This window comes from Massilia psychrophila (assembly GCF_002760665.1).
Taxonomy (GTDB): Bacteria; Pseudomonadota; Gammaproteobacteria; order Burkholderiales; family Burkholderiaceae_D; genus JAFCUW01.
The window spans coordinates 133,619-146,589 of the sequence record NZ_PDOB01000004.1 but is presented as its reverse complement, the minus strand read 5'-3'; the positions used below and the strand labels follow the sequence as shown (position 1 = coordinate 146,589).

The window sequence follows — 12,971 nt, the reverse complement described above, 5'->3', positions numbered from 1 at the left end:
CCGCGTGCTAATTTTCAGGTGATGTTTACTGAGGGAGGAACAATTCAATGTTCGACATTGTGGTGTTAGCCATCCTGATCGGCCTGGTCGGATTGGTGGCAGGTGAGCTCGTTGACGGAGTGCGCGGGGGATCTCGCAAGCTCCACGACCGGTATCACGAGTAACGGCAGCACGCGGCATGCGGCATGACGGCGCCTCGGGCGCCGTTTTTATTGGATGAAGTCCTTTTTTCCCGCTCAGCGCAGAAATTTCGCCAGCACCGTCATGGCGCCACCGTTCATTGAACCTGCCCGGTCCACGCCATTGATCAATCGAGTTCGCGCAGCTTGTTGAAAGCGTCGTCGATGCGCTCGACGGCGATGATCGTCATGCCTTCGATTTTCTGCTTGGGCGCGTTCGCCTTCGGGATCATGGCGATCGAAAAGCCCAGCTTGGCCGCCTCGCGCAGCCGTTCCTGGCCGCGCGGCGCCGGGCGGATCTCACCGGCCAGGCCAACTTCGCCGAACACCACCAGCCCGCGCGGCAGCGCCTTGTTGCGCATCGACGAATTGATCGCCAGCAGCACCGCCAGGTCGGCCGCCGGCTCGGTGATCTTGACCCCGCCGACCGCGTTGATGAAGACGTCCTGGTCGAAGGCGGCAATGCCGGCATGGCGGTGCAGCACTGCCAGCAGCATCGCCAGCCGGTTCTGCTCCAGGCCGACCGACAGCCGGCGCGCGTTCGGCAGGTGGCTGGTGTCGACCAGCGCCTGGATCTCGACCAGCAGCGGCCGGGTGCCCTCCTGCGTCACCATCACGCATGAGCCGGGCACCTGGTTGTCATGGCTCGACAGGAACAGGGCCGACGGGTTCGACACGCCCTTGAGCCCTTTTTCGGTCATCGCGAACACGCCCAGTTCGTTGACGGCGCCGAAGCGGTTCTTGATCGCCCGCACCAGCCGGAAGCTCGACTGGGTGTCGCCCTCGAAGTACAGCACGGTGTCGACGATGTGCTCGAGCACGCGGGGGCCTGCCAGCGCGCCTTCTTTCGTCACGTGGCCGACCAGGATGATGGTGATGCCGGTCTGCTTGGCCACGCGCGTCAGCTGGGCGGCGCACTCGCGCACCTGCGCCACCGAGCCCGGCGCCGAAGTGAGCGCGTCCGAATAGACGGTCTGGATCGAATCGATCACCGCCACTTCCGGGCGCAGGTCGGCCAGGGTGGTGAGGATTTTTTCGAGCTGGATTTCAGCCTGCAGCTTCAGCTCGACGGCGTCGATGTCGAGGCGCCGCGCCCGCATGGCGATCTGGGCGCCCGATTCCTCGCCGCTGACGTACAGGGTTTTCTTGCGGTGGGAGATGTTGGCCAGCGCCTGCAGCAGCAGGGTCGACTTGCCGATGCCCGGGTCGCCGCCGATCAGGACCACGCCGCCGGCCACCAGGCCGCCGCCCAGCACGCGGTCGAATTCCTCGATGCCGGTGCCGAAGCGCGGCACGTCGACCGCCTCGATGTCGGCCAGCGACAGCACCGGCGCGGTCTGCGCCAGGCTGCGGTGGACCGGGTTCGACAAGCGGTTGACGCCGGGCGCCTCGAACACCGTCTCGACCAGCGTGTTCCATGCGTGGCAGGCCGGGCACTGGCCGGTCCACTTGTTGCTGATGCCGCCACATTCGCTGCAGGTGTAGTTGGTTTTTGCTTTTGCCATGGTATTACTCAGATTACTTCGTTAATCTCGGAGGTAGTCCTCGCGAACGCGAGGACGATTTTATGCCGGCTGCCCCAGCGCCCCCTCCAGCACCTGCACCCGCGGCGCCAGCGCGCACATCAATTCATAGCCGATCGTGCCGGCCGCATGCGCCACTTCGTCGATCGGCAGGCCGTCGCCCCACAGCACCACTTTGCTGCCGACGCGGGCGTTGGCGATCGGCGTCAGGTCGACCGTCATCATGTCCATCGACACCCGTCCGATCAGCGCGGTGCGCACACCGTCGACCAGCACCGGAGTGCCGTGCGGCGCATGGCGCGGGTAGCCGTCGGCATAGCCGCAGGCGACGACACCGACCGTCATCGGCCCGGAGGCTTCGAAGCGGCTGCCATAGCCCACCGTGTCGCCGGCGGCCAGTTGCTGGATGCCGATGATGGCGGAGGCCAGGGTCATGGTCGGGCGCAGCTTGTACTGCTCGGCGGTTTTGTCGCCCGGAGTGGCGCCGTACAGCATGATGCCGGGACGTACCCAGTCATTCGACAGCTGTTCGGCCAGCTCGGCCTGGCGCAGCACGCCGCCCGAATTGGACAGGCTGCGTTCGCCTGCGAGCCCTTGCGCGCCCAGCTGGAAGCGGCGTACCTGCTCGCGGATGCCAAGGCGTGGATGCTCGAGCTCGTCGGCATTGGCGAAATGCGTCATCAGGGTGATGTGGCGGATGCCGGGAATGGCGCGCAGGCGCGCATGCGCCGCTGCGTACTCGGACGGCACGAAGCCGAGCCGGTTCATGCCGGTGTTCATTTTCAGATGGACGTCGACCGGGCCGGCCAGCTTGGTATACTCGAGCATCTTGACCTGCTCGATACAGTGTACGGCGCTGTTGATGCCGTACTCGTGCAGCAGCGCGATGTCGGCGACGTCGAAAATGCCTTCGAGTAGCAGCAGCGGACGCGTCCAGCCCAGTTCGCGCAGCCGCACCGCGTTTTCCGTTTCGATCAGCGCCAGGCCGTCGGCGTCGGCGAAGCCGCGCGCGCCGCGCTCGAGGCCGTGACCATAAGCATTCGCCTTGACCACGCCCCATATCTTGGCCGTCGGCGCGCACGAACGCGCGCGCGCCAGGTTGTGCCGCATCGAATCAAGGTGGATGGTGGCGCTGAGCGGCCTTGGCATGGTCAGATATCCGGTAAATGCGAAGACGCCATTTTACCGGACGCTGTCCCATGCGCACGGGTGATTTGTTTTGGCTTGCCGGCCATTCATGGTATAAAGCAACCCAGACCAGACTATAGAAATTCCAGAATGAATCGTGGTTTTTACACCATCATGGCGGCGCAGTTTTTCTCGTCACTGGCTGACAACGCCTTGTTTTTCGTGGCGATCGCCCTGCTCACCTCGATGAATGCGCCGCCCTCGGTTACCCCATTGCTGAAGCTGTCGTTCGTGCTGTTCTACGTGCTGCTGGCCGCTTTCGTCGGCGCTTTTGCCGATGCGCTGCCGAAAGGCCGCGTGATGTTCATTGCCAACCTGATCAAGATCTTCGGCTGCGTGCTGATTTTTTTCCACGTCCACCCGCTCGCCGCGTACGCCGTGGTCGGCTTCGGCGCGGCGGTCTATTCGCCGGCCAAATACGGCATCCTGACCGAGCTGCTGCCGCCCGAAAAACTGGTCGCGGCGAACGGCTGGATCGAAGGGCTGACGGTCACCTCGATCATTTTCGGCACCGTGATGGGCGGCGCGCTGGTGGCCTCGCGCACCTCGAGTTACCTGCTCGGCTTCGACATGCCGTTCATCGACACCGGCATCAACACGCCCACTGAAGCGGCGCTGTGCGTGGTGATGGCGATCTACGCGCTGGCGACGGCGTTCAACTGGCGCATCCCCGATACGGGCGTGCGCTACGCCCACCAGGAGCGCAATCCGATCAAGCTGGTGGCCGACTTCGCCAACTGCTCGTCGATGCTGTGGAAGGACAAGCTGGGCCAGATCTCGCTGGCGGTCACCACGCTGTTCTGGGGCGCCGGCGCCACCTTGCAGCTGATCGTGCTGAAATGGGCCGAGAAGTCGCTGCACATGCCGTACGAGAAAGCCACCAGCCTGGTTGGGGTGGTCGCGGTCGGCATCGCTTTCGGCGCCGCGGCGTCGGCACGCCTCATCCCTTTGAAAAAATCGCTGTCGGTGATCCCGCTCGGCATCGCCATGGGCGTGATCGTGATGTGCATGCCGCTGGTGCATTCGGTGACCCTGGCCTACCCGCTGCTGATCCTGGTCGGCGTGCTGTCGGGCTTTTTCGTGGTGCCGATGAACGCACTGCTGCAGCACCGCGGCCACGTCCTGATGAGCGCCGGGCATTCGATCGCGGTGCAGAATTTTAACGAAAACCTGTCGATCCTGACCATGCTGGCGGTGTACGCGATCATGATTTCGCTGAACCTGGACCTGAACATCATCATCGTGCTGTTCGGCTTGTCGGTGGCCGGGACCATGTGGATGATCATGAAGCGGCACGCGGCCAATCAGGCCGAGCACGACTCGCTGGCGCTGATCGGCGAGCACAAGCATTAAGTTTCCTTTTGCGCCCACAGACGCGAACGCCGTTGAACTTTGCGCCGGAACAGTTTTATTGCGCCAGTTTGTCAGGCCCTTGACGCCTGAGTGGCCCGGCGCTGGGCGGCCCGCGCGCGCCAGTCGTCCGGCACGATGAAGCCGCGCGCGGTTTCGACCAGCATGCCGTCGCACTGGCGCACGACGGCGACCAGCACCGGCGCCGGGGCAGTCTCGAACTGGTGCGCCAGCGCCGCCTGCAGGCCATCCCTGTTCAGCAGATTTATCGTCGATGCGCTCTGCGCAGGGCCCATGTACGGCGCCAGCCATTGCAGCCGCGGCAGCACCACCCAGGCGTCAAACTCGAGTGCTTCGATCTCGGCCAGCGCACACCAGAAACCGCGGCAGTGCAGCGGCGCGATGCCGTCGATCGGCGCCACCCTCCCCGCCGGATAGAACAGCCAGCCCATCACCAGCGCGCGCGCGCCCAGCACCGGCCGCGGCAACAGCGCCTGTGCCGCCGGATGCACCCCCAGCAGCAATTGCTTGTCGACGATTTTGCGCATCTTGGCGCCCAGGCTGTCGGCCAGGTTGGGCCCGACCAGGCTGTCAAAGCGTACGCCGGCCGTTTCTTCAAGCAGATAAAACTTGGTGGCGAACTCGATATGCTCGACCCCGCCCGGCCCCGCGTCGAGCAAAAAGTCGAACTCGCCGACGGTGTCGTTGCGGCTGGCGCGCACCTGCAGGCCGTGGGCCACCAGCCGGCCGTGCTGCTGGTAGTAGAACGCCATCAGCTTTTCGGCGTACAGCCCGAGCCGGGTCCAGGCGCGCGCACCGAGCGCGGCATCGAGTGCGGCACTATCTTGGTCGAGCCGCGCCAGCCAGTCGGCCACCTCGGACGTCACGACGCTTGGGGCGGCGATCTTGCCGGCCCAGCCAGGGTGGAGCGGATCGAGCAGGCCGGGGGCGTCGAGCAGCCAGGCCAGCGCGCGCACGTGCGGCCGGTCCAGGTGGCCCCAGCGCCGCGCGAACTGCGCCTGATAGCTGTCAGCTTTGTCCGGCATCGGCGCTCTTGGCCAGGCACAGGTCGGCCCAGGCCAGCGCCTTGTCGGCGCCGCGCCGCAGCAGTTCGCCCGGGTGCAGCGTGGCCACCAGCGCCACGCCATTGACTTGGTGCACGCTGCCGCGCGCGCCGGCCAGCGGCTCCTGCAGCGGTTTGCCGAGCAAACCGTTGGCGGCGATCTGGCCGAGCGTGAGCACGGTGCCGGCGCCGCACAGCGCCAGCTCGCGCAGGGCGAAAGGGCGGCAAGCGCTGGCTTCGTCGGGACCCGGGGCGCGCTCGCCGCCGCTGGCGCTGACAAGCCGGCACTTGACCAGGTTGGTGACGTACACGTTGTCGTCGCGCGAAAGCTGGACCGCCGCCAGCATGTTGTCCAGCAGCTTGCCAGGGTCGCCCGCCAGCGGCTGGCGCTCCTTCTCGTCGGCCACGGTGGTGGCGCCCGCCGCCACCATCCACACCGCCGCGCGCGCGCCGTTCCCCGACACCGGTTTGCGCTCGCCCTTGCAGGCGCAGCGGCTACAGGCGGCGATCGCCGCGTTCAAAGCGCGCCAGTCCATTTGGGCGATTTCCTGGTCGGTCGGCGCCGGCGCCGACGCCGACTCGCCCCAGGCCGAGTCGATCATGCTGCCGGGCGCGGGCGCCGGCGACGGCATGCTCTGGTACGGTGCCGCCACCAGGGCCGGGGCCGGGACCGCGCTGACAGCGACGTCAGGTTCAGCTTCGAGCGGGGCCGATTGGACGTTCGCGCGGGCGCTCCACAGCGGCGTGATGCCCATTTCGGCCAGGAAGGCGCAATCGCGGTTCGACATGCCGTTCATAACACATACCTCATCACGATGGCGTCCTCGCGCTGGCCGTTATGGGCCGGATAATAGGCCTTGCGCCGGCCGATGTCGACGAAGCCGTAGCGTTGATACACGTGCAGCGCGCGCAGGTTCGACGGGCGCACTTCGAGCAGCACCGATTCGGCGTCCAGCCCGCGCGCGCAGGCGGCGACCTTGTCGAGCAAATAATGGCCCAGGCCCTGGCGCTGGCACCTTGCGGCCACCGACACGTTGAGCAAATGGACTTCGTCGACGGCCGCCATCAGCAGGAAATATCCAGCCAACTGCCGGCCCGATTCGCCGGCGTCGCGCAATACCCAGGCATGGTAGCCGGCGTCGAGCGAGTCGGAGAAATTGCCACGGGTCCAGGGATGCGGGTAGACGCTTTGCTCGAGCGCGACCACCTCGTCCAGGTCCGCCACCGTCATCGGCGCGTAGTCGAAATGATCGAAACGATCGAAGCGATGCGAGGAGGTCGACAGCGTTGATGGATGCGGTGGATGCGATAGGTGTGGTGCTGGCATATCCCGGGCCCGTGTCATGCGCCGGCTTTGGCGGCGTTGATCGCCAGGCGCTCGGCGCTGGTGAAGGCGATCTTGTTGCGCAAATAAAGCGGCTGCGCCTCGGCTGCCTTGACGCCGCGGCCAAAGGCCAGTTCGATGCGCGCCAGTTGCGCCACCTGGCCTGCGTGCGGCATCACGTCGGCCAGCGCGCCGTCGGCGAAATCGCGCCCGGCAAAGGCTTCGGCATAGGCCGTAAAGCCGTTGCCGCAGGCCGCCAGTGGCGTTGCAGCAGGTAGCGGCGCGACGTCGCCCGGGGCGCACAGCGACGGCGCCACCACTTCGTGGCAAGCATCGGCGTCGGCGCCGGTGTTGTCGAAGCGATACTGCGCCCAATACACTTCGCCCATGCGGGCGTCGAGCACCGCCAGCACGTCGGCAGCGCCGCTGTGCTGGCGGCAGGCCAGCGCCATCGCCGCCAAGGTCACCACCGGCACCGCCGGCAAGCCGGCGCCGAAAGCGAGGCCCTGGGCGATGCCGCAGGCGGTGCGCACGCCGGTGAACGAGCCGGGGCCGGCGCCGAACGCGATCGCATCGCAGTCGCTTAACGCAAGACCGGCTTCGGCCAGCAATTCCTGCACCATCGGCAGGATCGACTGGGAATGGGTGCGCACGCCGGACGAGGAGCGCGCCAGCAGCGTGTTTGCGCAAAGCAAAGCGCAAGACGCCAGTTCGGACGAGGTTTCAATGGCGAGAATGATAGGCATGCCCGTATTTTACCCCGGCGTTTAATCAGGCGGCGGTCGAATGCAGCCGGGGCCCGCGCCGAAATCCGGTGGGCGATGTAGAATGCCGCTCATGCATAGCCTGACTCTCCAGAATGACAACCGCGCTGACGTGGCGCAGGCGCTGTCGGGCGACCGATGGATCGTCGCCTGCCTGTGTGCCGCCTGGTGCGGCACCTGCACAGGTTACCGCGCGACGTTCGAGCAGATCGCCGCACGCCAGCCAGACCATATTTTTGTGTGGATCGACATCGAGGACCAGTCCGACGTCGTGGGCGACCTCGACGTCGACAACTTCCCTACCCTGCTGATCCAGCGCGGCGAGACGGTCGCCTTCTTCGGCACCGTGCAGCCGGACCGGGCGCTGGCCGAGCGGCTGGTGGCGTCGCAGCTGGCGCACGGCGACGAGGAACTGGCGCGCATCGCCGCCTCCACCGAGGAGCGGCGCAATTGGCAGCGGCAGGCCAACCTGCGCGCACTGCTGCGCACGGCACTGTCGTAGTGGCGTAACGTGGTAGCGTTGCGCGGTCAGCGCGACGACAACGTTACAGCTGCCTAACCCGGCCGCAGCGGCAGGCTGCGCAGGCGTTGCCCGGTCAGCACGAACAGCGCGTTGTCGTCAAGCTCCAGATGGGCGGCGAAATCGGTGAAGATGGCCTCGTTTGAGAGCTTCGCGCCGGCGCCCTCGGCCCATGTCACCGGCAACGCGGCCGCGGCCTGCTTCGCCGCCCACCAGTTCGTTGCGATCACGGCCACGCCGATGATGCCGGGCCGCGCCTTGAGCGCCGCCGCGTCGAACCACGCCAGGCGTGCTCCATCACGGGCGTCCTCCCGTCACGGGCGACATCCGCACCGCCGCATACAGCAGGCCGGGCGGACGGGCGTCGATGCCGAAGGCGGCGCTGCCGTCGACCTTGGACCTTGAATCGCGCTGCGCTTGCGCGGTGCCGATCAGCTTGAACTCCTTCGGCTGCTTGAGTTTGACATCGCCAGGGCCGATGGCAACGTGCGCCGCTCTCGCCGCCAGGCTGGCGTACGAGGCGCGCCGGCCGCAACCGTGGGTGACGAAGCCGGCATCGGTGCCGCACTCGGCGGCCGCGACGCGCCATTTCGCTGCTGCGGCAGCCACCAGCATCGCGCGCGCCACCGCGCCCGCTTCACGCATCGGTTGCCACGCGTCCTTGACGCTGGTCGAGCCGCCGGTAATCATGAGGCCCGGTTCGCGCGAGACCTTCGCCAGCACCCATTGGGCGCCGTCGCCGGTGTTGCCGCGTTCGTCCGGATGGAAGGGCAGCATGTCGCGCATCAGCGCCACGTTGGCAAATATCTTGTCGACCGGCAGCGGCTGCGCCGTGTGCAGGCGCTGGCGCATCGGCGTCAATCCCCAGCCGACCACCGAGACACCGCTCATCGAGCATGCCGGGGGCGGCAGGGCTCTGTCCCCTCGCCGGCCCCCAACCACCGTTCAAGCACCGCCTGCGCCAACTCCGGCCGGCTGTAAAAATAGCCCTGCGCCTGGTTGCAGCCGTGGCGCAGCAGGAAGGCTGCCTGGTCCGCGGTTTCGACGCCCTCGGCGATCACCGACATGTTCAGGCTCTTGCCGAGCTGGATGATGGCAATCGCGATGGCTTCGTCGTCGCTGTCGGCCGGGATGTCCTTGATGAAACTGCGGTCGATCTTCAAGGTCTGTACCGGCAGCTGCTTCAAATACGCCAGCGACGAATAGCCGGTACCGAAATCGTCGATCGCCAGCCCGACCCCGATTGCGTGCAGGTCGTTGATGAACACCAGCGCGTCGCCCGTGTTCATGATGACCGATTCGGTCAATTCGAGCTGCAGGCGGTGCGGCGCCAGGCCGGTTTCCTCGAGAATGTCGGCGACCATGCAAACGATGCTGCCGCGCTCGAACTGCTTGACCGACAGGTTGACGGCGATCTTCGGCACGTACAGGCCATCTTCCTGCCAGCGGATCATCTGGCGGCACGACTCGTACAGCACCCACTTGCCGAGCTGGTTGATGAAGCCGGTGTCTTCGGCCAGCGGAATAAAGCGCACCGGCGCCACCAGTCCGAGCTCCGGGTTATTCCAGCGCACCAATGCTTCGACGCCGATCAGGCGGCCGCTGTCGATTTCCACTTGCGGCTGGTAATTCAGGAAGATCTCGTTCTTCTCGATCGAGCGGCGCAGCATGGTCTCCAGGCGCAGCCGTTCGGCTCCTTCGCCCGTCATCGACGGCGCATAGAAGCGGTAGCCGTTGCGACCGCGCGCCTTGGCCTGGTACATCGCCACGTCGGCGTTTCGGATCAGCATGTTCAGGTCAAGGGCGTCGTCCGGATATATGCTGATGCCGACGCTGCCGGTGACGAACAGCTCGTGGCCGGAGACCATGAACGGCTGCTCGAACATGCCCACCAGCTTGGCGGCGACCTGGCCAGCGCCGGCGCCGCCGTGGATGTCCTCGAGCAGGACGATGAATTCGTCGCCGCCCAGGCGCGCCAGCGTGTCGCCTTCGCGCAGATGACAGGTCAGGGCGGCGGCAACCTGCTTGAGCAGCTCGTCGCCGACATGGTGGCCGAGCGTGTCGTTGACGTTCTTGAAGCGGTCGAGGTCGATGAACAGGATCGCCAGTTGCTCGCCGGCGCGCGCGGCGCGCAGCAACGCGTGCTGCAGCCGGTCGTGGAACAGCAGCCGGTTCGGCAGCGCGGTGAGCGAATCGTGGTGGGCCATGTGATCGAGCTTGTCCTGCGACTCCTTGAGCTTGGTGATGTCGCTGAACACGGCGGCGTGGTGGGTGATGTCGCCGGCGTTGTCGCGTACCGCCGACACGGTCAGCCATTCGAGGTACAGCTCGCCGTTCTTGCGCGTCTTCCAGATCTCGCCGCGCCAGAAGCCGCTTTCGACCAGGTCGGACCACATCCGCTGGTAGAACGTCGCGTCGTGGCGCAACGAACGGTTCAAGGTCCAGTCCTGGCCGACCACCTCGCTCTCGGTGTAACCGGTGATCTTGGTATACGCCGGGTTGATCGCCACCATGCGGCCGTCGACGCCGATGACCATCACGCCATCGGCGATGTGTTCGAGCACGGTGGCCGACAGGCGCAGCTTTTCCTCGGCCAGCTTGCGCCCGGTGACGTCGGCGAACACCCAGATCGAGCCTTCCTGCGGGCGCAGCGGATCGATCGCGGAGCCGCTGACCTGGCACCAGAACATGCTGCCGTCGGCGCGCCGGCACTGGCGCTCGAAAGTGACGCACTGGTTGTCGGCCAGGCTGGCGTCGCCGGCGCCGAACTCTTCGCCGGCAGGCAACACCGTCGCCGCCAGGCCGCCGGCCAGCTGGCCGCTGGTATAGCCGAACAGCTGCTCGCAGCGGCGGTTGGCCGATACCACGCGGCGGTGGCGCACGAACAGCACGCCGAACATGACGTTGTCGAGAATCGCGCTTTGCTCGGCCAGCAAACCTTCGATGCGCACCTCGTTGTGTTTGCGTTCGCTGATATCGAACAGGATGCCATCGACCCACAGCGCGTCGCCCGTCTCGCTAACCTGCGGCTGGCCGTTTTCGCATACCCAGCGCTCGGTGCCGGAAGCGTCGATGATGCGGTATTCGACCTGGTACGGGCGAGCGGCAAGGATGGCGTCGCGTACCAGGCGGCGCTGCATGCGGCGGTCTTCCGGGCAGATCAGGTCGGCCCAGGCGTCGGTGGTGCTGCGCATCAGCGTCGCCGCGGAGTAGCCGCTGATCTCTTCGATGGCGGCGCTGACGAAATCGACCCGCCCGCCCGGGCGCACCCGGAACACCGCGCCGGGTACCTGGGTGACGATGGTCCGAAAACGCTCTTCGCGCTGGCCGATGTCTTCGAACAGGTGGCGGATCGCGATGCGCATCTGTTCCATCTGGCTGCCGAGCCGGCCCAGCTCGTCCCTGCCGCCCAGGGCCAAAGGGGTATCGAAGTCGCCATGCGAGAGACGGTCGGAAAAATGCATCAGCGATCGCAGCGGTTTGAGCAGCCGCGCATTGAGGAACACCACGATCAGCAACAAGGAAATGCCGAGCTGGCCGGCCAGCACCAGCGTATAGTTTGACTGCTTGCCGCGCAGCTCCTGCTGGCTGCGTTCGTCGTCCATCTCGACCAGCGCGCGGCCGATGCGCTCGCCCGCCACCACGATGTCGCGCTCGGCGCGGTAGAGTGCCCCGCCCGCAAGCCGCGCCGAGCGCAGGTTCAGAAAATCGACGTCGGCGTGGCCGCTGACCCGGATGTGCAGCACCGCCGGGTCGCGCATCAGCGACGTGCCAAGCGAGCGGGCCGATTCGGCGTTCAGGTTCCACAACGACTCTTGCATGCCGAGGGCAAGGATGTCGGCGTTGCGCTGCAGCGCCAGGTCGAGCGCGGCGCGGGCCGACTTTTGTTCCTGAACGCCAACCAGCAGATAGCTGCCGACGATGGCGGGAACGACCAGGCCGCCGAACACCACCAGCAGCAAGGCACCGTAAATCGACACTCCGACCAGCGTCATAAGCCTGGCGTGAAGCCGGCTGGCGGCGCTAAGCATTTTTCAGTTGCATCACAAACATGTTGAACATCATCCCGGCGCGTTGGCCGAGGCCTTTTATCTGCTAATTACTCTGTCAGCAATAGAATTACTGGATTGTAATTATCAGATAAAAGTGCGCGCAAGTCATCAACTAGTGTCCGGTGCGGGCAAATACGAGACAAACGGGGCCGCTGTACCGGGAGGTACCTCCGCCTTGGAAGCGCTGCCTTTTATTGTGCCGCCAAATTTTTTTCAAGCGCCGACAACGTAAAAATCTCGAAACCGGTTGCCGTCACCGCCAGCGAATGCTCGAACTGGGCTGACAGCGAGCGGTCCTTGGTGACCGTGGTCCACTTGTCGGGCAGGGTTTTCAGTTGATAGCTGCCGGCGTTGATCATCGGCTCGATGGTAAAGATCATGCCCGGCTCGAGGACGATGCCAGTGCCGGCGCGGCCGTAATGGGCCACCTGCGGCGCGTCGTGAAACACCTGGCCGACGCCGTGGCCGCAATAGTCGCGTACCGACGAAAACCCCTGGGCCCGCGCCACCGCCTCGATCGCCGCGCCGACGTCGCCTAACGTGGCGCCGGGACGCACCTTGTTGATTCCCGCCATCATCGCCTCAAAAGCCGTGCGCACCAGGCGCGCCGCCAGGATCGACACGGCGCCGACCTGGTAGGTGCGGCTGGTGTCGCCGTGCCAGCCATTGAACTTGGGCGTGACATCGATATTGACGATGTCGCCGGCGCGCAAAACCTTGGTGGCCGACGGCACGCCGTGCGTGACAACGTGGTTGACCGAAATGCAGCTGGCGTGCTTGTAACCGTGGTAATCGATGGTGGCCGGAATGCTGCCGGCGGCGCGCATGAACTCCTCGCACAACCGGTCCAGTTCGGCCGTGGAGACGCCGGGCACGACGTACGGCGCGATGAAGTCGAGCGTGTCGGCGGCGATGCGGCCGGCCGCGCGCATGCCGTCAAAGCCGTCCTCGTCGTGCAGGGGAATCGGTTCGTCATGGTCGAGCTGGGTGGAGTAGCGCATGTCAGTC

At 65.9% G+C, this 12,971-nt stretch carries 12 protein-coding genes; 2 read left to right on the top strand and 10 right to left on the bottom strand.

Annotation, left to right across the window (positions count from 1 at the left end; translation table 11 throughout):
- Positions 1-307 precede the first annotated feature (307 nt).
- Both radA and alr read right to left on the bottom strand, forming a co-directional pair.
- Positions 308-1,684: a DNA repair protein RadA gene (radA, locus tag CR103_RS04750; protein WP_099914853.1), complete on the bottom strand. Its 1,377-nt coding sequence runs from the start codon at positions 1,682-1,684 to the stop codon at positions 308-310.
- Positions 1,685-1,744: 60 nt separating this feature from the next.
- Positions 1,745-2,851 carry an alanine racemase gene (gene alr, locus CR103_RS04745; RefSeq protein ID WP_099914852.1) on the bottom strand — a complete coding sequence of 369 codons (1,107 nt, stop codon included), beginning with the start codon at positions 2,849-2,851 and terminating at the stop codon, positions 1,745-1,747.
- Positions 2,852-2,980: 129 nt separating this feature from the next.
- On the opposite strand from alr, the gene lplT reads away from it, so the two are divergent.
- Positions 2,981-4,243, top strand: coding sequence for a lysophospholipid transporter LplT (lplT, locus tag CR103_RS04740; protein WP_099914851.1), 1,263 nt, complete (start codon positions 2,981-2,983; stop codon positions 4,241-4,243).
- Between the two features lie 71 nt (positions 4,244-4,314).
- Here the strand turns inward: lplT and CR103_RS04735 are convergent, their stop codons facing one another.
- The 4 genes from CR103_RS04735 to tsaB form a co-directional block, all read right to left on the bottom strand.
- Positions 4,315-5,286, bottom strand: coding sequence for a DUF1853 family protein (locus CR103_RS04735; protein ID WP_099914850.1), 972 nt, complete (start codon positions 5,284-5,286; stop codon positions 4,315-4,317).
- Positions 5,270-6,100, bottom strand: a complete 831-nt coding sequence (locus CR103_RS04730; RefSeq protein WP_099914849.1) for a uracil-DNA glycosylase — start codon at positions 6,098-6,100, stop codon at positions 5,270-5,272. The genes CR103_RS04735 and CR103_RS04730 overlap by 17 nt, the downstream gene beginning before the upstream one ends.
- Positions 6,097-6,534 carry a ribosomal protein S18-alanine N-acetyltransferase gene (gene rimI, locus CR103_RS04725; RefSeq protein WP_099914848.1) on the bottom strand — a complete coding sequence of 146 codons (438 nt, stop codon included), beginning with the start codon at positions 6,532-6,534 and terminating at the stop codon, positions 6,097-6,099. Before rimI ends, CR103_RS04730 begins: the two co-directional genes overlap by 4 nt.
- A 110-nt stretch (positions 6,535-6,644) precedes the next feature.
- Positions 6,645-7,373, bottom strand: coding sequence for a tRNA (adenosine(37)-N6)-threonylcarbamoyltransferase complex dimerization subunit type 1 TsaB (gene tsaB / locus CR103_RS04720; RefSeq protein ID WP_099914847.1), 729 nt, complete (start codon positions 7,371-7,373; stop codon positions 6,645-6,647).
- Positions 7,374-7,464: 91 nt separating this feature from the next.
- On the opposite strand from tsaB, the gene CR103_RS04715 reads away from it, so the two are divergent.
- Complete coding sequence (locus tag CR103_RS04715; RefSeq protein WP_099914894.1) at positions 7,465-7,893, top strand: thioredoxin family protein; 429 nt, start codon at positions 7,465-7,467, stop codon at positions 7,891-7,893.
- A 53-nt stretch (positions 7,894-7,946) separates the two neighbouring features.
- On the opposite strand, the gene CR103_RS04710 is transcribed toward CR103_RS04715, so the two are convergent.
- The 4 genes from CR103_RS04710 to map all read right to left on the bottom strand — a co-directional run bounded on the left by CR103_RS04710 (position 7,947) and on the right by map (position 12,964).
- Positions 7,947-8,141, bottom strand: coding sequence for a hypothetical protein (locus tag CR103_RS04710; RefSeq protein WP_143752515.1), 195 nt, complete (start codon positions 8,139-8,141; stop codon positions 7,947-7,949).
- 67 nt (positions 8,142-8,208) lie between these two features.
- Complete coding sequence (locus CR103_RS04705; protein WP_099914845.1) at positions 8,209-8,802, bottom strand: hypothetical protein; 594 nt, start codon at positions 8,800-8,802, stop codon at positions 8,209-8,211.
- A complete protein-coding gene (locus CR103_RS04700) occupies positions 8,799-11,942 on the bottom strand; it encodes an EAL domain-containing protein (RefSeq protein WP_099914844.1) in 3,144 nt (1,047 codons plus the stop codon). The genes CR103_RS04705 and CR103_RS04700 overlap by 4 nt, the downstream gene beginning before the upstream one ends.
- 212 nt (positions 11,943-12,154) lie before the next feature.
- The gene (gene map / locus CR103_RS04695) at positions 12,155-12,964 is read right to left on the bottom strand and encodes a type I methionyl aminopeptidase (protein ID WP_099914843.1); all 810 of its coding nucleotides are present in this window, start codon (positions 12,962-12,964) and stop codon (positions 12,155-12,157) included.
- Positions 12,965-12,971 lie beyond the last annotated feature (7 nt).